Here is a 20,248-nt window from a genome sequence, read left to right on the forward strand (position 1 = left end):
GGATCGCTCCACCGCCCTTTCCCTTGGTCGGAAACGGGTTCCGATTACGGCGTCGGCGTTTAGCCGCCGCTCTTGTCCAGACCTGCCTGTAGGCCGCTGTCGACCTTGCCGAAGGTGGCGGTCACGCTGTCGCCGACATTGCCCATCACGGTGATGGCGGCAATCGCGATCAGAGCGGCGATCAGGCCGTATTCAATGGCAGTCGCGGCCTTGTTGTCGCGAACGAATTTCTTGAAAAACTTCATGTCTGGTCTCCTGACAATCACTTACCCCGTTGACGTTCTGGTCGTTGTCAACGCTGTGACATCTATGCCCAATTGGTTTTGAAAGGATTAATCGGCGGGCGCCGCATTTCCGGCGACTGTCCCATTTCAGGAATTGCGGGCCATCGCCTGCGTGGCTTCATCGCCCACCCGATTCCACAGGATGCTGGTCTTGTCCGCGACCGCGCCGATGGCAAAGATCGCGCCGATGAAGATCAGCGCCAGCACGAGGCCATATTCCACGGCCGTCGCGGCTTTGACCGATCCGATCAGTTTGTTGAAAAAGCCCATTGTTCCACCCTCGACCGAACCTATAGCAGTCCGGCATCGTCTCTCTGGCACAGGAAGGTTAATGATTTGACTGCGTCCGGCCCCGGAAATCCGCCGAAAAACTTGCTCTTCGTGGTCGCGGCGGCGCTGGTCGACGGCGACGGGCGGCTGCTCGTCCAGCGGCGTCCGGCGGGTAAGCCACTGGCGGGGCTATGGGAATTTCCGGGCGGAAAGCTGGAGGAGGGGGAGACGCCCGAACAGGCGCTGATCCGCGAACTGGCGGAAGAATTGGCGATCGACGTCGAAGCGGCCTGCCTCGCGCCCGCCTGTTTCGCGAGCGACACGCTGGGGGACCGCCACCTGCTGCTGCTCGTCTATGTCTGCCGCAAGTGGCGCGGCACGCCCGCCGCCCGCCATGCGGAGGCGCTGCGCTGGGTGCGGCCGGCCGAATTATATGCGCTCGACATGCCACCCGCCGACAAACCGCTTATCGGCCTCCTCGAAGCGTTGATTTAGCGGCGATAGGAGCGGCCGGGCGCCGGCAGTTCGCCGTCCGTCGGTCCGTCCCACGCGACGAAGGCGATATCGTCGATCCGCACCGGCTTTCCATCGATTTGCAACAGCGGACGCAGGGGCAGTTCCTCGTCACCGGGCGCAAGGTCGACGTCGAAGCGGAAATCGGTCCATGCGCCGCCGGTCAGCGCGGCCGTGCCGATCGGCTGCCACGGTGCGCTTTCGATCGCCTTGGTCATGCCGCTGCCCTTCGGTTGCAACTGGACGAAGGCCGCTAGCGTCGCGGCGCTATCGCTGCGCGCGCGGCCGACCAGCGTGTAGCGGCGTGCATTCCCGTTGCGAAAGAAGGTCGTCGGCGCGACGGTGGCCGATGATGCCCCCGCATCGGGGCGCAGCGCGAGCGCGTGCCCGCCGCCAAAGTCGCCGCCGACGAAATCGATGCTGCCATTCTCGCTTGCCCAGCTCCGGTCGGTCGCGTCGTCGTACCGCGCCGCTTCGAAATCGCCGCGCAGGATCAGATCGCGGCCGGTCATCGCGCCTGTGGCAGCCGTGCAAGGTGCGGCTGCGTCGAGTGCATAGCGGTAGGCGACAACTCCGGAAATCGACGTCGCGGCGCATTCGCGCAGCGGTACAGGCTGCTGCTGCGGGGTGATCACACCATGCCCGCCGGACAGGGCGATCTGTGTGCCGCGCTCTGCCGACAGGTCGACGATGCGGTGAAGCGCTGCTTGCCGGATCGCGCCCGTCGCGGGAACGGGGCGATAGTCGAGGAGCTGGATCGGCAGAATTTCGGCGCGAAACAAGGTGCCGCCGTCCATCCAGACTTTCAGCGCATAGGTCGCCTGCGTTTCGGGGAAATATTGGTCGAAGACAAAATTGCCGAGCGAATAGGCGATCAGCCGCCCCTTATAGAGTTCGAGCCCGTGCGACACATGTGGGTGGTGCGACACGACGAGCACCGCGCCCTTGTCGATCGCCAGCTTCATCCGCCGTTCGCTGATGTCGGTGGGGCGGTCGCTATATTCGCTGCTGCCGTGATATTGGACGATGGGCATGCGCCCGGCCGCGACTTCGCGGGTAACGGCGGTCTCGATATTCTCGTCGCTGCCGAAGGCGGCCCCGCCCTTGGCGCTTTCGGCGACCTGATTGGGCTCGACGCGTCCCTTCCAGCCGACGAAACCGAGCATCGCATAGGGCTGTCCGCCAACCTCGATGCGGGCAGCCTTCAGTGCTTCCGCTTCGTTTCGGCCGGCACCCGACCAGGGGAGTTTCGCCTTGTCGAGCGCCGCCAGTGTCGAGGCAAGGCCCGGTTCGACATAGTCATAGACATGATTGTTGCCGAGCGTGACATAATCGATCCCGGCATCGGCGAGCACCTGCGCCGCATCGCGGTGGGTATAGAAGACCACCGTCTTGTCGGGTGCGTCGCCCAGATCCTCGGCCGCGAGTACCGTCTCGAGATTGACCGAGGCAAGGTCGGCGCCTGCGAAGTAGGGACGCATCGGCGCGAGCAGCCGCGCCATGTCGGCGGCGCGGGTCGCGGGATGGATCAAGGTGCGCTCGCCCCAGATCGGCTTTTCATAGCGGCGCGCCATCATGACATCGCCGCCGAAGAAAAATTCGACACGGCCCGGCGCGCGCGCCACGACTTCGAGCTGCGGCAGCACGCGCTTGCCGTCCTTCGTGCCCAGTTCGGCGGCGGCGAAGGCGAAATCGGCGTCGAAGATCGCCGGGCCGCGCAGGCTGATCCGGTAATCGGCTGCGTTGGGCAGCGATGCCGCAAGGCTGCCATCGCGCGCAATCGGCACCGGTTGGCCATTGATGCGCGCTTCTACCGCCTGGACATCGACCGTGCCCCCGACGACCGCGACCGTTCCCTCGATGCCGCGGATCGACGCGGGCGCTTCGGCGGCTGCGGCGAGAGGTGCTGCGAGCGGAACGCCCGCGGCGAGCGCGGCGGCGGCGCCCAAATGTCCCCAGAAACGCATCGGTCGCGCCATCACAAATCCTTATTTGGCGAAGAGTTGGTCGAGATCGGCAAAGGCCTTGAATTCGAGGGCATTGCCCGCCGGATCGTGGAAGAACATCGTCGACTGCTCGCCCGGCTGGCCGGGAAAGCGCGTGTGCGGCTCGATGACGAAGCGGACGCCCTGATCCTGGAGCCGCGCCGCAAGCGCGCGCCATTCGTCGGGCGGCAGGACGACGCCGAAATGCGGAACCGGCACGTCGTGGCCGTCGACCGGATTATGGCCAGCCACCGCATCGCGCCGCGCGACGCGGTGCGCGACGATCTGGTGCCCATAGAGGTTGAAGTCGATCCAGTCGCAGTCGCTGCGCCCCTCGGGGCAACCGAGGACGGTGCCATAGAAATGCCGCGCCGCGTCGAGATCATCGACGGGAAAGGCAAAATGAAAGGGCGCAAGCTGAGCCATATCACTCATCCTTCAAATTTTTCGCCAGAAAGGCGAGGACGTCGCTTTCCGTCGCCGCCTTGGCTGCGGCATTGGCGGCAACCGACTGACGCGATTCGGTGGGGGTGTCATAGCCGTGCGTCGCGCCCTTGAAACTGGTCAGCGTGATGTCGCCGCCCTTGTCGCGGCTGCGCGCGACCAGCTTTTCGCATGATGCGGGCGACACTTCCTCGTCGGCGGTGCCGATGAAGACGCGCACCGGCGCGTAGGGGCGATAGCCCTGCTTGTCGAAGCGACGCTTGAGCCCGCAGCCGGGGTAAAGCGCGATGCCGACGCGAAAGCCGATCTTGCGCATGTCGCCCGGCTTGTCGTCGGCCATGGCGGCGAGGGTCGCGCTCGCGCCGTTCGACCAGCCGAGCAGTGCGACGCGCGTGCCCGCCACATCGGCGCGCTGCTGAAGATAGCGCAGGGCGCCATAGGCATGGAGCGGGCGGTAGGTGACCTCGTTCACTTCGGCGGGGCGGTCCTTGTAGGTGCCGGCGCGAAAGCCCGTCGGATAGCCGAGCGGGCCGAAGTCATCGACCATCAGCGCCACATAGCCGCTGCGCGCGAGCAGACGCCCCCACGCCCGGTGCCGCGATGCGAGGGTCGCCGCATCATATTTCCCCTTGGCAAGCGACGAATAGGCGCCGGCGCGTCCGTGCATCATCACAACGGCGGGCGATTGCGCGGGGGCATTGTCCGTCTTGAAGACATAGCCCTTGATCATCGTCTTGCCGTCGCGGCTGGGGAATTCGACCGCTTCGACCGACACGCGCTGCGCAGCCGCGGGAACGGCGAGGGTCATGCTGGCGGCAAGCGCCGCGAGCGGGATGAAACGCATCATCGTCATTTCCTTTCGAGCGTGATCGTTCGCGCAACGCCGTCGCGGCGCGGGTCGGCGGCGCCATCGAAGCCGCCATCCCGGATCATGACGCCGTGGAGTCCCGATTCCTCACCCGATCCGGCACGGACTTCGACGCCGCGCCGCGCCATTTCGGCGCGCATTGCGGGCGGAAAGCGGCTTTCCTCGCCAGCGAAAGTTGTGCCGCGGGCGACCAGATTGGGGAGCGCGACCGCCTTTTGCAGCGGTAGTCCCCAATCGATTACGCCGATCAGCGCCTTCGACACATAGGCAAGGATCGCGTTGCCGCCCGGCGACCCGATCGCGCCGGCAAGGCTGCGGTCGCGGTGCAAAATCACGAGCGGGGTCATCGAAGACCGCGGCCGCTTGCCCGGCGCGATGGCGTTGGGACCGGTGGGGACGAACGAAAAGTCGGTCATCTGGTTGTTCAGGAAGAAGCCGTCGACCATGCGCCCCGATCCGAAATAGCTTTCGACCGTGGTGGTCATCGACACCGCATTGCCGTCGCCGTCGATGATCACGAAGTGCGAGGTGCCCGGAACTTCATCGGTGGCGTCCGCCGCCGCGACGACCGCACCGGGCGGAGTTCCGGCAGAGGGCGGCGGGCCGGCCCGGTCCTTGATGAGCGCGGCGCGGGCAGCGACATAGGCGGGATCGAGCAGCCCCTTGACCGGGACGTTCGGCACATCGCCGACATAAGCGTCGCGGTCGGCATACATCAGCCGGCTCGCTTCGGCATATTCGACCCAAGCGACCGCGTCGTCGGGGCCGCGCGCCGCGATATCGCTATGTTCGATCATCGCCATAAGCTGCAGCAAGCCCACCCCGCTCGACGGCGGCGGCGGCGCGCAGAGCAGATAGACGCGATAGCCATTGCACAGCGCCTGCCGGACCACGGGGCGATAGCCGGCAAGATCGGCTGCAGTCATGCTGCCCGGCAAGGCGCCTTCGTGCAGCCGCGCGACAATGCGCGCGGCAGTGGCGCCGCGATAGAGGGCGTCGGCGCCCTCGGCGGCAAGGCGCTGGACGAAGGCGGCATAGGCGGGATTGCGCAGCGTGTCGCCGGCGCGAACCTTGTCGCCATGCCCGTCGCTGAAATAGCGCACCACATCGGGCGCGCTCGCCTGCGGGTAGGGGCCGTGGACGAAGCGTTCGAGGCGGGCGGTGACGGTGAAGCCTTCGCGTGCCGTCCGCTCGGCGCTGCCGAAGAGGTCGCGCCATGCGAGCTTCCCGCGGTCGTGCTGCGCCAGCGCCAGCATCGCCACCGCGCCCGGAACCCCGGTCGCGCGGCCGCTGAGCACCGCGGTCCGGAAGGGCAGCGGGTTGCCGTCCGCATCGAGAAACATGTCCGGGGTCGCGCCGGCGGGCGCGGTTTCGCGCCCGTCATAGACGGTGACGCCGCGCGTGGCGGCGTCATAATAGACCATGAAGGCCCCGCCGCCGAGCCCCGAGCTTTGCGGTTCGACCAGCCCGAGCATCGCCTGGACTGCGACGGCTGCGTCGACGGCGTTGCCGCCGCGACGCAGCACGTCGAGCCCCGCTTCGACCGCGAGTGGATGCGCGGCCGCGACGAACGCCTGCTCGTCGGCGGAAGAGGGAGCGGACGCCGCGGGCGGAGCGACCGTTTGCGGCGGCGCGACCGGCGCGCAGGCCGCGAGCAGGCCGGCGGCGAGCAGGAACAGGCGGCGGCGCATCATGGTTCCACCGCCAGCGCGCCGGGGCGCCGCGGATCGGCGGCGCCGAGGAACAGGCCCTTTTCTATCATGATCGATTGTTCGCTGCCCATCGTTTCATCGCTGGTGATCGGATGGCCCATCGCCTTCAGCGCGGCGACGGTGTCCGGGTTGAAATTGGGTTCGACGCGCAGCGTGTCGCTCGCACCCTGATAGATGCGCGGTTGGTGCGTCGCTTCGGCGATGTTCATGCCATGATCGATGACGTTGACGAGAACCTGCACGACCGAGGTGATGATCGTGCTGCCGCCGGGGGTTCCGGTGACGATCCACGGCTTGCCGTCCTTCATCACGATCGTCGGCATCTGCGTCGACAGCATGCGCTTGCCCGGCGCCATCGCGTTGAGCGGTGGCGGTGTCCCGGTTCGCTGGGCCTCCCAGGCCTGTTCGTGGCTGAAATTGTTCATCTCGTTATTGAGGAGGATGCCCGTTCCCGCGATCATCACCCCCGATCCGAAGTCCGAACCGAGCGTGAAGGTCGTCGAGACGACATTGCCGTCCTTGTCGGCGACCGAGAAATGCGTCGTCGAGGGGCTTTCGTAGCGGAGCGGGTCGCCGAAAGGCATGGCGTCGATCGGCTTGGCGCGCGCGGGGTCGATCAGTTTCGCGCGCTCGGCGGCATAGGCTTTCGAAATGAAACCGCCGACCGGCGCGGTGACGAAAGCGGGATCGCCCAGCGCGCGGTAGCGGTCAACATAGCCGAGCTTCATCGCCTCGGCCATCACATGCAGCGACGCCGCCGAATTGGCGCCCATCGCCTTGACGTCGAAATGTTCGAGCTGGTTGAGGATATTGAGCAGCGTTGCCCCGCCCGCGCTCGATGGCGGCGCGGTGTAGATGGTGTAACCGCGGTAGCTGCCGACCAGCGGGGCGCGCTCCTGCGGGCGATAGGCGGCGAGGTCGTCGAGCGTGATGAGCCCGCCATGCGCCTTCATGTCGGCGGCGATCCGGCGCGCGACTTCGTCCTTGTAAAAGCCGTCGGCGCCATGCTGCGCTATCTCGCCCAGCGTCCAGGCGAGGTCGGGGCGCTTCATCACCTCGTCCTTTTGGTACAGACTGCCGTCGGGCTTGTAGAAGGCGGCCTTGCCCGCCGCGCTCTTCGACAGCCGATCCTTGCCCCAGCTGAAAACGAAAGCCTCGTCGGCGCTCAGCCGCACGCCGTCGGCGGCCAGCGCGATGGCGGGAGCGACAATCTTGTCCCACGACAGCTTGCCCCATTTGCGATGGGCATAGTCGAAACCCGCGACCGTTCCCGGCACCGCGGGCGCCACATAGCCGTAGCTCGCGACCGCGCGCTCCTTGCCGCGATTGTCGACGAACATGGCGGGGGTCGCGGCGCGTGGGGCGACCGAGCGGAAATCGATCACGCGCACCTCGCCCGAGGCGGCGTCGTAGACGCTCATATAGCCGTCGCCGCCGATATTGCCCGCGCGCGGCAGCGTAACCGACAGGGCGAAGCCGACCGCGATCGCGGCATCGACGGCATTGCCGCCTTCGCGCAGGATCTTCGCGCCGACCTCGCTGGCGATGGCGTTCTGGCTGACCACCATGCCGCGCGTTCCCACCGTCGGCGAATGGATCGACGGATATTCGAGGAGGTGGCGGCTCTGCGCGGCGAGCGGCGCGGGGAGTGCCAGCGTCAGCGCGAGCGAAGCGGCGATCAGGCGGCGGAAGATCATCGGCGAACCCTTTTCTTATTCTCTGACGGCCGGTCGGGAAGACGGCGCGGGAGGGGGAGCCCCCACGCCGCCTGTCCCGGCGACCCGGCGGCGGTCAGAAACGCTTGCTGATCGAAGCGTAGAACTGACGGCCGCGGTTGCTGTACAGATCGCCGATATAGCCGAAGCTCTGATCGGCGAGCGGCGCGAGCTCGTTGAACAGGTTGCGCACCCCGATGCGGAAGCGCGTATCCTTGAGCGGGCCCTTCTCGGCCTCATATTGCACATAGAGGCTGTGCGACATGTAATCCTTGACGCGGAACAGCGTGCCGTCGGCCAGCGCCGCCGAGGTGTCGTTCACCGGGCCGACATAGCTGCCGTACCAGCCGGCGCCCCAGCCCTTGTAGCGCCAGGTCAGGCTGGCCGATCCGCGCCACTTCGGACGGCCATTCTGTTCGACTAGGCTTTCGGCGCCCGAGATGATGATCGTCGGATCGATATCGCCCGACGTCTGGGCGTCGAGCAGCATCTGCTGCATGTCGCCCGGCACCTGATAGAATTCGAGCAGGCGCGCCGCGTTGACGCGCAGGCTGATGTCGCCGATGCCGGTGTTGCGCACCTGATAATAGAGGCCGAAGTCGATGCCGCGGACGCGGCGCGGGCTGAGGTTGGTGTAATTGTCGATCACCTGGATCACGTCGCCGACCGGTGCGATTCCGGTGCCGTCGAAGTCGTCGATGTCGGCGGGCGTCGGATCGGCGCGCTGAACATTGGGGTTCGACGAACCCTGCAGACGGAGCAAATAGTCTAGGATGAGTGCATTGGAGTCGCCGAACAGGCCGATGACCTGCTTTTGCCGGATTTCCCAATAGTCGGTGGTCAGCGTCAAACGACCCGCCGCGCCGAAATTCATCTGGAAAGTCCCGCCGACCGACAGGTTTTGAGCCGTTTCGGGTTTCAGCTCCTTGCTGCCCGACCGGTTGCTGACGATGCCCTGTGCCTGACCGCACTCGTCGAAATTGGCGATGCGCGCCGCGCGCAGGTCTGCCTCGCAGCGGATCCAGTCGGTGCGCGTGTTTGACCGCTGGATACCATTTTCGAACAATTGCGGCAGGTTCGGCGCGCGGAAGCTTTCGGACCAGCTGCCGCGCAGCTGGAAGTTGCGCACCGGATACCAGGACAAGGCGATCTTCGGCTTCGCGACCGATCCGAAGCCCTGATAGGATTCGGCGCGGCCCGCAAGTTGCAGGTCCAGTGCATGGACCAGCGGCACATTCATCTCGGGCGAGACCAGCGGCACCGCAAATTCGAGGAAGGCCGACAGCACATCGCGCGACCCGCTGCTGTCGGGGGTCGGGCTTGCGCCCATCGCGTCGCTGCCGTTCGACGAACCGTCGGGCGCGACGTAGAAGATCGTGCCGTCGAGCCGGTCGTCGCGATCGTCCGCAAAGGTTTCGTGACGGAATTCGACGCCGGTCGCCATCCCGACCCGGCCGCCCGGCAGTTCGAACAGGTCGTTCTTGCTGAGCTTGAAATCGGCGAGGTAAAGCTCGGTCGTGCTGATGCGGCCGATATCGACCATGAAGCTGTCGATCACCTCCTGCGGATTGGGCGAGGAATCGAGCGTGCCGGGATTGAGCGGATCGCCGCCGTTGAACGGGTTATAGGCGGTCGCATCGGTACGGCTCAGCGCTTCTTCGAACAGCGTCATCGAAATCGTGTGCATGCTGTCCTTGGTCCGGGCGCGCGAGTAAAGCGCCGCGGTGTCGAAATCGAAGCCGAGCAGCTTGCCGCGCAGCCCGCCGAGGAAGCGGGTGGTGTCGTTCTTGACGTTGACGATCGTCGGGCCGGCATCGACCGGGCGATAGTCGATCAGTTCGATCGGCACCCCGGCATCGGACACGCCGGTCAGACCCGGAATCCGGTTCGGGCTGCCGACCGGACCGAAGGGGTTCCAATAGCCGTTGGCGGGGATGATCAGCCGCTGGCTCGACAGGTTGGTTTCGGTATCGCGGTAGGCGCGATAATCCGAATGATACCAGCCTGCCTCGGCATAGAATTCCAGCCCCGAATCAAATTCATGATTCAGGAAGCCGAACAGGTTGAAGCGATTGTTGCGTCCCAGAATCGTGCGCAGATAGTTGGTGTCGTACCTCAGATTTTCGTCGCTCGAGATTGTCGATAGCGAGCTGTTGTCCCAGCAGGTGCCGGCATATTGGGTCGGCGCGATGCAGCCGTCGTTGGTGTCGGGCTGGACATGGAAGATGCCGCTGGTCGTCAGCGCGACGCCGTCGATGCGCGCCGTCGTGGTCGAGGGGGCGTAACTGTTCGTCAGACGCTGGAATTCGCCCCAGATGGTATCGACCGATGTGTTGCGGAAATCGGTGTCGCCCTCGAACGCCGTCCCGACGAGCAGCGGGCGCAGGTCCGACGAGCGCGAGTTGTAGCGTTCGCGCGCATAAAGCGGGTCGCGGTGGTTGAACGACCCGAACAGCGAAATGTTGGTGCGGCCGTCATTGAACGTGTGGCCCGCTTCGAACGACAGTTCATATTCGCGCTGATCGCTGTCGTCGGTCAGGCTATATTCGCCGGTAACGCGCAGCCCATTGAAATTGTCCTTGAGCACGGTGTTGACGACGCCGGCGACCGCATCCGATCCATAGATGGCGGCGGCGCCGTCGAGCAGAACCTCGACGCGGCGGACCCCCGTCACCGGGATGGTGTTGGTGTTGACGCTTTGCACCGGAACCAGATTTTCGGACTGGGTGCCGGGGTGCAGCACCATGCGGCGCCCGTTGAGAAGGACGAGCGTGTTGCCCGTGCCCAGCGCGCGCAGGTTGATCGACGCGACGTCGCCGCGCGCGTCGTTGATGCCGCCGGCGTCGCGGCTTTCGTTGAAGGCGACATCGCCCGCCTGCGGAATGGCGCGGAACAGGTCGTCACCGCTCGTCGCGGCAATGGCGTCGATATCCTGTTCGTTGAGCAACGTCAGCGGCAGCGCCCCCGCGACGTCGGCGCCCTTGATCTGCGATCCGGTGACCACGATCGCTTCGCCCGAGTCCTGTTCGATATCCTCGGCGATTTGCGGTTCGGGTTCGGCGCGGTCCTGCGCCATGGCGGCGGTTGCACTGGCGAGCAGCGAAATGCCGCCCATCAGGCTGATGAATTTTTGACCCCTGTTCATGCTAATGGCCCTTCCCTGAGATTTGGCAGATAAGCGGTTGTATTTTTGTATTAATCCTCTCGATCGATAAGCGCGGCGACGCGCGCGGCGGACCCTGCGGCATAGGTCCAGCCCAGCGCCCCGTGCCCGGTGTTCGCGATCACCCCCGGCGCGATCGGCCGTGTGATCGGAAGCGAATCGGGGGTCATGGGCCGCAGCCCCGCCCAGCTCGATTCGATCGCGTCATAGGTCGCCGCTTCGGGTAGCGCGGCGCGGGCGCTGGCGATCAACGTGGCGAGCCGCCGCGGATCGACCGCGGCGTCGCGCTGCGCCAGGTCGGCGAGGCCGGCAATCCGCATGCGATTGCCCAGCCGGGCGAAAACGACCCGGTTCGCAGCGTCGGTGATGCTGACCGTCGGCGCGGCCGCGCCCGGCCCGGCGGTGATCGAATAGCCCTTCATCGGCACGATCGGCAGGCGGACGCCGAAGCTCCGCGCCAGCGCGAGCGATCCCGTGCCCGAACATAATAGGATCCGGTCGGCGGCGAACCGCCGACCGTCCCGCGCGACGATCGCGGGGCGCCGCGCGTCGGGCTCGATCGCGGCAATGTCGGTGCGGAACCAGCTCGCGCTTTGTCCATGCGCCGCCAAGACAGCCCGTGCGCCGTTGCAGAAGCGATAGGGGTCGCCCACTTCCTCGCCGCGGTCGAACACCGCGCCGGCGATTTCCGGCCGGATCGCGCCCAGCGCGGGTTCGATCGCCACCGCTTGGCTGGCGTCGATCAGGCTTTGCCTCGCGCCATGTTCGGCCTTCATCGCGGCGACACGCTCGGCCGCCGCAAAGCTTTTGGCGCTGCGATAGAGGATGAGCTTGCCGGGGGCGCTGCGCGCAAATTCGATGCCGTGCCGCTGCGTCAGCCGGTCGAGCGCCGCGCGCGATTCGATGGCGAGCATCATGCCGGCCAGCGTGTTGCGGCGGAACCGCCCCGCCGAGGCATTGCGCAGAAAGGCGATGCCCCAGCGCAGCAAATCGGGATCGAGCGACGGCGAGAGGCGAAAGGCCGGGTCCAGCCCCATCAACAGCCGTGGCAATTGCGCGACGGTCGACGGGCTCGCAAAAGCGTCGGTATAGGCATAGCTCAACTGCGCGCCATTGGCGAAGGAGGTGCCAAGACCCGGGCCCTCGGCCGCGTCGACGAGCGTGACGCGGTGCCCGCGGTCGGAAAGGGTCAGCGCGGTCGCCATGCCGACGACGCCGGCGCCGATCACGATCAGCTCCTGCGGCCGCCTTGTCTGCGGCGGTTCGTCCAGTCCGAACGTGGCCCGCATCGATCAACCCGATCCCCCTGTGGCAGGGCGAAAGGGAAAATGCCGCCGCCTGCTCTCGGGGCAGAATATCGAAGGGTCACGCCGCGCAAATATGCAACATTTGTGACATCCATAGCCAAAAGCTATGGGCGGTCGGCACGGATCCCCTCGAGCGTGTCTTCGAGTGTGCGCAGGAACTGGCGCGCGATCTTCGACGGCGGCCGGTCCTCCAGCGTGACGTAGGAGACGGTGAACCCCAGTGGCGGGTCGGTCGGTAGCCAGCGATAGCCGGGCGATTGCCAGGCGCGCGCGGTGAATTCGTCGATCACCGTGACGCCGCCCTCGAGCTGGGCCAGACGCGCCGCGATGAAGAAGGTCTGGACCGACACCGATTCGCGATAGGTAATGCCGCGATCGCGCGCCGCGCGGGTGAGGACGTCGCCGATCGGCCCCGTTGCCGCCACGCCAATGACGTCGCGATGGGCCAGCTGGTCGAGTGCAAGGCGCGGGCCGGCATCGGCGAAGGCGCCGTCGGGGAAGAAGACGACCAGCTCGCCTTCCGCCAGCAGCGAGCGCGTCAGGCGCGGATGGCGCGGCGGCGTATAGGCGATCGCGATGTCGGTTTCGCGCTCGATCAGCGATTGCACCAGATCGTCATGGTGATGCGTATGCACCTCGAAGGTCACGCGCGGCCATTCGCGGCGGAACTGGGCCATCGCCTGCGGTACGACGTCGAGCGCCAGGCTGGGCACGATGCCGAGCCGGATATGCCCGCCGCCCGCTTGCGACAGATTGCGCGCGGTATGCTGGAGCGAGGTGATGCGGTCGAAAATATCGCCCGCCTCGTGCATCAGCGCATGCGCCTCGTCGGTGGGGACGAGGCGGCCGCGGGCGAGCTGGAACAGCGAGAAGCCCAGACCGTCCTCGGCATGGCGCAGCGTCTTCGATACCGAAGGCTGCGACACGCCAAGCACGCGCGCGGCGGCGCTGATCGACCCGTGCGTATAGACGGCGTGAAAGACTTCGATCTGGCGAAAGCGCATGCCGCGACTGTACTCCCGCAAAAGCTGGGGTCCAGTGCCCTTTACGCTCATGCGCGCTGCGCGATCGCCTCGACCTCGATCAGGGCGCCGTCGGCAAGCAACGCCGAAACCACCGTCGAGCGCGCAGGGAAGGGCGCGCCGAAATGGCGGCGATAGGCCGCGTTGAACGCGGCGCCGAACCGCGCGTCGGTCAGCCAAGCCGTCACCTTGACGACATCGGCGGCGGTGCAGCCTTCGGCGGCGAGCACGGCGATCAGATTGGCGAGCGCCTGCTCGGCCTGCGCTTCGATTCCTCCGGCGACGATCTTGCCGTCGTCGCCGCGCGCGAGCTGTCCGGATGTGAAGACGAGCGACCCGGCGCAGCGGGCAGGGGAAAGCGGCGGTCCCGACATGATGATCTTCTCCTGTTTGGTGGCGACAGGTTTCTACGCGCAGACCATTGAGCAAAATATCGCCGATCGGCGGGTGATCCATAGCCTTGAGCTATAGATTTCAGTTTCGGAAAGGCGTCGAGCGCGGGCGGCTGCGGCGGAAAATTTTGCTGACGACTTGTCCGGTCCCCCGAGTGCCTTAACGGTCGCCGTAGCGTAAACTGTTGCTTTTTGGTCACGAATTTCGGGAAAATCCGCCATTGTCACCGCGATGGCGTTGACGCGGCCCGCCGCCGTATTACAGCGACCAGTCACCGCTAGTGCATCCCCTCCTTAGGCCCGATGGGTCACCTCTGGCGGTATGGAGAGAGAGACTATCATGACTTTGCGCAACATTTTGTTGGGCGCCACGATGCTGTGCGCCGCGACCACCCCCGCCATCGCTTTCGCTCAGGACACCGCCGAGGCGCCCGCAAGCGACACCGATTATGGCAATGACATCATCGTCACCGCGACCAAGCGCTCGCAGACGCTTCAGGATACGCCGATCGCCGTTTCGGTGACCTCGGCCGCCGATATCCAGAACGCGCAGATCCGCGACCTTATCGACCTGCAGTCGGCGGTCCCCAGCCTTCGCGTGTCGCAGCTCCAGTCGAGCGCGAACACCAACTTCATCATCCGCGGCTTCGGCAACGGCGCGAACAATCCGGGCATCGAACCCTCGGTCGGCGTCTTCATCGACGGCGTCTATCGTTCGCGTTCGGCCGCCCAGATCGGCGACCTTCCCAATGTCGAGCGCATCGAAGTGCTGCGCGGTCCGCAGTCGACGCTGTTCGGCAAGAATGCGTCGGCAGGCGTCATCAGCATCGTCACGCAGAAGCCGCAGTATGAATTCGGCGGTTCGGTCGAGGCGAGCTACGGCAATTATGATGCCTTCGTCATCAAGGGCGACATCACCGGTCCGATCAGCGACAAGATCGCCTTCTCGCTCGGCGGCAACTACAACCGCCGCGACGGCTATGCCCGCGACGTCAACCTCGACACCGACGTCAACGATCGCAACCGCTGGGGCGTGCGCGGCCAGCTGCTGTTCGAACCGACCGAGGCGCTGACGATCCGCCTGATCGGCGATTATGACAAGATCGACGAGAATTGCTGCATCGCCGGCAACGTTATCGCCGGCCCGACGGTCGCGATCACCAATGCCCTCGCGGGCGGCCCCAGCGTCGATGCGAACAATCCCTTTTCGTATCGCGTCTACAACAACTTCCTGTCGTCGAACCTGATCAAGAATTACGGCGGTTCGGGCCAGATCGACTATGATCTCGGCAACATGTCGCTGACCTCGATCAGCGCCTATCGCGAAGTTCGCTCCAACACCAACCAGGATTCGGACTTCACCAGCGCCGACCTGATCGGGCAGAAGTCGGACGATACCGCGATCAACACCTTCACGCAGGAACTGCGTCTGGCCTAGGATTTCGACGGCCCGATCAACTTCCTGATCGGCGGCTATTATTTCAACGAGAAGATCAAGCAGCACAGCCAGATCTATTTCGGCGACGATTTCCGCGCCTATGGCAATGCGCTGATCCAGGCGGCAAGCGGCGGGGCGCTGAGCGTTCCGGTGCTTGAAGGGACGCTTGGCACGCTCGAAGGCAACCCGGCCAAATATGTGGGCACCTTCTTCCGCGCCGGTGACGGCATGGACGAATATTACGGCATGAAGAACACGGCTTGGTCGATCTTCGGCACGGTGGATTTCGACGTGACCGATCGCCTGACGCTGACCCTCGGTGGCAACTACACCAAGGACAAGAAGCGCTTCACGACCGACGTGACGAGCACCGACGTCTTTTCGGGCATCGACCTCGATGCAGCGGCCTATGCGCCGTTCCGCAATCAGCTGATCTATCAGGGCGGCCTCGCTCAAACGATCGGCGGTCCCGATGTCCTTAACCTCGGACGCCCGGCGACTGCCGCAGAAATCGCGGCGTTTGCGGGCGCAAATCCCACTGCCTTTGCCGGAATCTCGGGGCAGGTCCAGGCTATTGCCGACGCAAACCAGAACAACCCGGCGGCGAACCCGCTGAAACCGCTGAAGGATTTCCAGTTCCTGCCGCCCTTCCTGAATGTTCCGAACAGCGTCGAACCCGGCAAGACCAACGACGGCGACTTCAGCTACAGCGCGCGTCTGGCCTATAAGCTGACCGACACGGTCAACGTCTATGCGACCTATGCGACGGGCTTCAAGGCAAGCTCGGTCAACCTGTCGCGCGACAGCCGTCCGCTCGCCAGCGACCTGCCGGCGATCATCGCAGGCGGTCTCGGCACCGCGAATCTGGTGTCGGGCACCCGCTTTGCGGCGCCCGAGGAATCGACGGTGTACGAAGCCGGGCTGAAGGCACAGTGGTCGGTCGCGGCCTTGAACCTTGCGGTGTTCAAGCAGTCGATCAAGGGCTTCCAGTCGAACGTCTTCACCGGCACCGGCTTCGCGCTCGCCAACGCGGGCAAGCAGTCGACCTGGGGCCTCGAGTTCGACGGTTCGGTCCGTCCGGTGCAGGGGCTGAACCTGTCGCTGGCGGTGACCTGGCTCGATCCGAAGTACGACAGCTTCGTCGCCTCGGCGTTCGGTGACCTGTCGGGCAAGAAGCCCGCGGGCATCCCCGATCTGTCGGTTTCGATGGGCGGTACCTATACCTATGAATTCGCGGGCGGGACGAAGGCGATCGCGCACGTCGACTATCAGTATGAAAGCCCGACGCAGATCGTCGACGGCCTGTCGGGCTTCCCCGCCAGCGTCGCGCAGAATCTGAAGCGTGAAGTCAACCAGCTCAACGCGTCGTTCACCGTCGCGCTGACCAACGGCTTCGAACTGGGCGTGTGGGGCCGCAACCTGACCAATGCGCAATATCTGACGACGATCTTCAACGCCGTCGCGCAGGCGGGCAGCGTGTCGGGCTATCCCAGCCAGCCGCGCACCTATGGCGTCACCGGCCGCTTCAAATTCTGACCGGCCCCGGCGGCGCCAAGCGCCGCCGGATCGGCCATTCGGGCAAAAGAAAACCCCGGCCTCTCATGCGAGAGGCCGGGGTCCTTTTTCGGGCGTTGCCGCCGCCGGATCTTAGAATTTCACACCGGCGCCGATGCCGTAACGGCGGGGTTCGAGCGTGAAGATGTTGGTGAACAGCCCCGACGACTGATCGGTCAGATACAGGCCGGTCGTTGCATTATTATCGAAGATATTCTGGATGAAGCCGCGCACATACCAGCGGTCGTCACGCCCGTTGAGCTGGAGTTGGGCATTGGCTTGGGCATAGCCCTTCACCTTGTTCACCCGGCCGTTGAAGATATTGCCATAGCTTTCGCCGGTATAGGTGAGGTCGAGGCGCGGGACGAGCGTCATGCCGCTGGAGAAGTTGACCGTGTGCTGGACACCGGCGGAGAATTTGAAATTGGGCGCCTGCGGCAGCGCATTGCCCTTGATGCTCACGGGCACGCCGCCGCCGTAGACTGTAATGGCGCCGCCCGTGCCGGCAGCCGCGGCTTCAAGAGCATTGCAACTGCTGAAGGCGCCGGTGGCGGCCCCAAGGTTTGCATCGGACGGAAAGGCTTCCGGTCCCCGCAGTCCATTGGCCGCCGTCAAGCCCTTCGAGGCGTTGATACCATTGTTAACCGCCGTGACGAAGCCATCGGCGGCAGCCTGGCCGCCGACATTAGCCACCACTGCGCAATTGAAGGCTTGGGTGATGTCCTTGATGATGACCGAATTGGGCAGGCCGCCTGACGGGTCACGCTGGTTCACGAACAGCTTATCGTCGGTAACCTTAGTCTTCAGATAGCTGAAGCCCAGATTGATGAGCCAGTCGGGATCGGGGCGCACCATAGCTTCGGCCTCGAAGCCGTAGATATTTGCATTGACATTGTCGTTGACCGATGTGCGCGCGACGATGCGGCTCAATTGCAAGCCCTTATATTTGTAATAAAAGCCGGTGAGATTAAGCTGGAGCGCGCCGTTTCCGAAGGTATTTTTGGAACCGACCTCGAAGGCATCGATGATTTCCGGCGCGAATGTTTCGGTCACGCCCGGGACATTGAATTGCAGCGCCGGGTTGATGCCGCCCGATTTATAGCCGCGCGAATAGGAGGCGTAGAGGAGGTTGTCGGGGGTAATCTTGAAGTCGATCACCGCGCGGCCCGTCACTTCGTCGAACTTCTGGGTGCGGTCGCGAATTCTTTGCGCGCCCGGCAGGCCGGTGACGCCGGCGTCCGCGTCATAACCTGCCGAATCGGGCGAGTTGAAGATGTCGCCGGTGGTCCCGTAAGGAACGAGGAACGACGCCAGGGTCGAATTGGACAGGTCGTGCTTCTTGTCGTTGTTGTAGCGCAATCCGACGGTGAATTTCAGACGATCGCTTGCTTCGAAATAAGCCTCGCCGAACAGGCCGTAGGAATTGAGCGTCAGGCTTTCGTTATGGTTCTTGAAATAGGGAGATCCCAGATAGGAGGGATCCTTTCCGTTGGCGAAAGCTGAGAAGGTTCCGAAAAGGCTCGCAAAATAGTCGATCGAGAAGGCGTTGATATAATAGTCGACATTGGTTGATTTCGACCTCGCGTAGATGCCGCCGAGCAGGAAGTTGAACGGTCCGTCGAAATCGCTGCTGATGATCGCTTCGCCTGACCAGCTTTCATTCTTGCCGACCGAGCGGTCGAACGCCAATGCGTTGTCGCCGCACACCCCATCGCCGCCGAATACGCCCAAGCCATTCGGATTGGTGTTAGACGTGCATAGCTTGCCTGTCGGGCCATCGGGGATCAATGCAGCGGCGATCGGTGCGAAATAAGCCGCTGATCCCGGGATGAAGGCCGGACTTGCAACGCCCGTCGGAATGCCGTTGGCGGCGAGGTAGGCCAAGGCGTTGAGGCCCGGCTGGATCGTCGCGCGATTGGCGACGTCGAGGTTGTAGTCCTGCCGTGAATCGACGCGGGTGCGCTGATAGATGCCGGTCAGGCCCAGCTTGATCGCGCCGAAATTATGCTCGAAATGCGCCTGTGCTTGAATTTCGTCGGTGAAATATTCCGGCGTGAAATCGGTATTGACGGTCCGGACGTCGGCCGGCTCGATAGCGCCGGCATTGGCGTCCGCGCCATAGAGGCTGCCGGTGCCGAGGCCGAGCAGGGGAGAGATGCCGTTGAGCGCGAACACTTCGCGCGATCCCAGCACACTGGGGAAGGTTGCGTTGCCGTTCACCTTTTCGGCATCGCGGCGATTATTCAGGCAGCCGAGAACGCCGGTCGGGTCGCGCTGGCAAAATTGTTTCTGGATGCGCAGCCGGTCATCCTTTTCTCGGAAATAATAGCCCATCAGGTCGAGCGAGGTATCGGGGCTGGGCTCCCAGCGTAGCGAACCGCGGACCGCATACATTTCGCGGCCGTCGATATGGCTGTCATCGAACAGATTCTTGGTATAGCCTCCGCGCTTCAAATAAAATCCCGCGGCCCGAAGCGCGAGCGTGTCGCCGAGGGGAACATTGACCATCCCCTTGACCTTCCAGGCATCGAAATTGCCATACTCGCCATCGGCACTCGCCTGGAATTGCCCAACTTTCGGCTTCGCCGTGACGAAATTCACGACACCGGACGTGGCGTTGCGACCGAAGAGCGTGCCTTGCGGACCACGAAGAACCTCAATGCGCTCGAGATCAAAATATTCGGTTTCGAAAATGCGGGTGCCGAACAGGGGGGAACCATTGACGTGAATAGCTGTGGCGCTGTCGCAACTTGAGCCGACGCACAAATCTCCGATGCCGCGGATCGTGAAGCTCGAGCCGGTAAAATTGCCCTTGGAGAAAGTGACATTGGGAAGCGTCAGCTGAAGGTCGGACGCATTGTCGATCTGTTGCTTTTCCAACGCTTCCGCCGAAAAGGCGCTGACGGCAATCGGAACGTCTTGCAGACGTTCGGACTGGCGCTGCGCGGTGACGACGATTTCGCCATAGGGGTCGGAGCTGGAGCCGCCGCTCTGCGCATGGGCCGGCGTTGCCACCGCCATGGCCAGGACGGACGTTCCAATCAGTGCCTTGAACTTCATCTATTCCTCCCTTTTTCGACCCCGCAGTCCACGGGTTCGCCCAAATTCAATTTGTGGTCAGGGGAGGGGATTCGACCGGGCATGCCAGAAGGCGCCGGGCCGCGGGGGCCAAGCGCCAGTGAGTATCCCACCTGCCAGCGGTGCTGGTCATCGTCCTCTCCCACCGGCGTCGGGGAAAACGCCGGCCTCTCCGGATTACGGTCCGCTTGAGCGAACTCTGTAATGATTGAAAACTGCGCTGACTTTACCAAAGCGTCAAGTGGCTTGTTGGCGGGAAAATTCGAAAGGAAATTGCGGCTCTGCACAATCGGAAAAGGGTTGGATTCCGCAACGTAAAGCATCGGCGACCGAACAAAAACTTGCGCGCACGCTCTTGCTTATCGGGGCAATCGTCCCGAAATGTGCGGCAAGAAAGCAACAGTGAAAGCGGGGATATGACGAGCAGCACGACCGAAATCGGACCCGACGGCAAGGTGGTGGTTCCCGATCATGTCGCCGCCGCGGTGCGGACGCTGATTGAA

Annotated in this window: 15 protein-coding genes; 3 read left to right on the forward strand and 12 right to left on the reverse strand. The window is 64.3% G+C overall.

Going from position 1 to position 20,248, the window contains the following annotated elements:
* Window positions 1–59: 59 nt before the first annotated feature.
* Both EBMC1_RS17580 and EBMC1_RS17585 read right to left on the reverse strand, forming a co-directional pair.
* Window positions 60–245 carry a Flp family type IVb pilin gene (locus tag EBMC1_RS17580; protein WP_003052809.1) on the reverse strand — a complete coding sequence of 62 codons (186 nt, stop codon included), beginning with the start codon at window positions 243–245 and terminating at the stop codon, window positions 60–62.
* A 126-nt stretch (window positions 246–371) separates the two neighbouring features.
* Window positions 372–554 carry a Flp family type IVb pilin gene (locus EBMC1_RS17585; RefSeq protein WP_003052812.1) on the reverse strand — a complete coding sequence of 61 codons (183 nt, stop codon included), beginning with the start codon at window positions 552–554 and terminating at the stop codon, window positions 372–374.
* Window positions 555–656: 102 nt separating this feature from the next.
* Here EBMC1_RS17585 and EBMC1_RS17590 point away from each other — a divergent pair, with 102 nt between their 5' ends.
* Window positions 657–1,049: a (deoxy)nucleoside triphosphate pyrophosphohydrolase gene (locus EBMC1_RS17590; protein WP_040590879.1), complete on the forward strand. Its 393-nt coding sequence runs from the start codon at window positions 657–659 to the stop codon at window positions 1,047–1,049.
* Here EBMC1_RS17590 and EBMC1_RS17595 read toward each other — a convergent pair.
* From EBMC1_RS17595 to EBMC1_RS17635, 9 genes are all read right to left on the reverse strand, one after another.
* A complete protein-coding gene (locus EBMC1_RS17595; protein WP_003052817.1) occupies window positions 1,046–3,046 on the reverse strand; it encodes a CapA family protein in 2,001 nt (666 codons plus the stop codon). The genes EBMC1_RS17590 and EBMC1_RS17595 overlap by 4 nt on opposite strands.
* 9 nt (window positions 3,047–3,055) lie before the next feature.
* Window positions 3,056–3,478: a VOC family protein gene (locus EBMC1_RS17600; RefSeq protein WP_003052819.1), complete on the reverse strand. Its 423-nt coding sequence runs from the start codon at window positions 3,476–3,478 to the stop codon at window positions 3,056–3,058.
* 1 nt (window position 3,479) lies between these two features.
* Entirely contained in the window at window positions 3,480–4,343 is an 864-nt protein-coding gene (locus EBMC1_RS17605) for a dienelactone hydrolase family protein (RefSeq protein ID WP_051066459.1), read from the reverse strand.
* Window positions 4,344–4,345: 2 nt separating this feature from the next.
* Complete coding sequence (locus EBMC1_RS17610; RefSeq protein ID WP_003052823.1) at window positions 4,346–6,058, reverse strand: gamma-glutamyltransferase family protein; 1,713 nt, start codon at window positions 6,056–6,058, stop codon at window positions 4,346–4,348.
* Window positions 6,055–7,773 carry a gamma-glutamyltransferase gene (gene ggt / locus EBMC1_RS17615; RefSeq protein ID WP_003052827.1) on the reverse strand — a complete coding sequence of 573 codons (1,719 nt, stop codon included), beginning with the start codon at window positions 7,771–7,773 and terminating at the stop codon, window positions 6,055–6,057. Before ggt ends, EBMC1_RS17610 begins: the two co-directional genes overlap by 4 nt.
* Window positions 7,774–7,867: 94 nt before the next feature.
* Window positions 7,868–10,936 carry a TonB-dependent receptor domain-containing protein gene (locus EBMC1_RS17620; RefSeq protein ID WP_003052829.1) on the reverse strand — a complete coding sequence of 1,023 codons (3,069 nt, stop codon included), beginning with the start codon at window positions 10,934–10,936 and terminating at the stop codon, window positions 7,868–7,870.
* A 50-nt stretch (window positions 10,937–10,986) separates the two neighbouring features.
* A complete protein-coding gene (locus EBMC1_RS17625) occupies window positions 10,987–12,243 on the reverse strand; it encodes an FAD-dependent oxidoreductase (protein ID WP_003052831.1) in 1,257 nt (418 codons plus the stop codon).
* Between the two features lie 122 nt (window positions 12,244–12,365).
* A complete protein-coding gene (locus EBMC1_RS17630) occupies window positions 12,366–13,265 on the reverse strand; it encodes a LysR family transcriptional regulator (RefSeq protein ID WP_003052833.1) in 900 nt (299 codons plus the stop codon).
* A gap of 47 nt (window positions 13,266–13,312) precedes the next feature.
* Entirely contained in the window at window positions 13,313–13,657 is a 345-nt protein-coding gene (locus EBMC1_RS17635; RefSeq protein ID WP_003052835.1) for a RidA family protein, read from the reverse strand.
* A gap of 358 nt (window positions 13,658–14,015) precedes the next feature.
* Between EBMC1_RS17635 and EBMC1_RS18890 the strand changes: the two genes are divergently transcribed.
* Complete coding sequence (locus tag EBMC1_RS18890) at window positions 14,016–15,113, forward strand: TonB-dependent receptor (protein WP_231292964.1); 1,098 nt, start codon at window positions 14,016–14,018, stop codon at window positions 15,111–15,113.
* A gap of 150 nt (window positions 15,114–15,263) precedes the next feature.
* Complete coding sequence (locus EBMC1_RS18895) at window positions 15,264–16,649, forward strand: TonB-dependent receptor domain-containing protein (protein WP_231292965.1); 1,386 nt, start codon at window positions 15,264–15,266, stop codon at window positions 16,647–16,649.
* Between the two features lie 111 nt (window positions 16,650–16,760).
* Here EBMC1_RS18895 and EBMC1_RS17645 read toward each other — a convergent pair whose 3' ends face one another.
* Window positions 16,761–19,727, reverse strand: coding sequence for a TonB-dependent receptor (locus EBMC1_RS17645; protein WP_003052837.1), 2,967 nt, complete (start codon window positions 19,725–19,727; stop codon window positions 16,761–16,763).
* Window positions 19,728–20,248 lie beyond the last annotated feature (521 nt).

The sequence above is a fragment of the Sphingopyxis sp. MC1 genome, assembly GCF_000371385.1.
In the GTDB taxonomy this organism is placed as follows: domain Bacteria; phylum Pseudomonadota; class Alphaproteobacteria; order Sphingomonadales; family Sphingomonadaceae; genus Sphingopyxis; species Sphingopyxis terrae.

Bases quoted from the DNA above. Each gene is read 5' to 3' on its own strand.
- EBMC1_RS17610 (WP_003052823.1), bottom strand. From the start codon at position 6,058: ATGATGCGCCGCCGCCTGTTCCTGCTCGCCGCCGGCCTGCTCGCGGCC.
- EBMC1_RS17635 (WP_003052835.1), bottom strand. From the start codon at position 13,657: ATGTCGGGACCGCCGCTTTCCCCTGCCCGCTGCGCCGGGTCGCTCGTC.
- EBMC1_RS17600 (WP_003052819.1), bottom strand. From the start codon at position 3,478: ATGGCTCAGCTTGCGCCCTTTCATTTTGCCTTTCCCGTCGATGATCTC.
- EBMC1_RS17605 (WP_051066459.1), bottom strand. From the start codon at position 4,343: ATGATGCGTTTCATCCCGCTCGCGGCGCTTGCCGCCAGCATGACCCTC.
- EBMC1_RS17585 (WP_003052812.1), bottom strand. From the start codon at position 554: ATGGGCTTTTTCAACAAACTGATCGGATCGGTCAAAGCCGCGACGGCC.
- EBMC1_RS17580 (WP_003052809.1), bottom strand. From the start codon at position 245: ATGAAGTTTTTCAAGAAATTCGTTCGCGACAACAAGGCCGCGACTGCC.
- EBMC1_RS17620 (WP_003052829.1), bottom strand. From the start codon at position 10,936: ATGAACAGGGGTCAAAAATTCATCAGCCTGATGGGCGGCATTTCGCTG.
- EBMC1_RS17595 (WP_003052817.1), bottom strand. From the start codon at position 3,046: ATGGCGCGACCGATGCGTTTCTGGGGACATTTGGGCGCCGCCGCCGCG.
- EBMC1_RS18890 (WP_231292964.1), top strand. From the start codon at position 14,016: ATGACTTTGCGCAACATTTTGTTGGGCGCCACGATGCTGTGCGCCGCG.
- EBMC1_RS17645 (WP_003052837.1), bottom strand. From the start codon at position 19,727: ATGAAGTTCAAGGCACTGATTGGAACGTCCGTCCTGGCCATGGCGGTG.
- ggt (WP_003052827.1), bottom strand. From the start codon at position 7,773: ATGATCTTCCGCCGCCTGATCGCCGCTTCGCTCGCGCTGACGCTGGCA.
- EBMC1_RS17630 (WP_003052833.1), bottom strand. From the start codon at position 13,265: ATGCGCTTTCGCCAGATCGAAGTCTTTCACGCCGTCTATACGCACGGG.
- EBMC1_RS17625 (WP_003052831.1), bottom strand. From the start codon at position 12,243: ATGCGGGCCACGTTCGGACTGGACGAACCGCCGCAGACAAGGCGGCCG.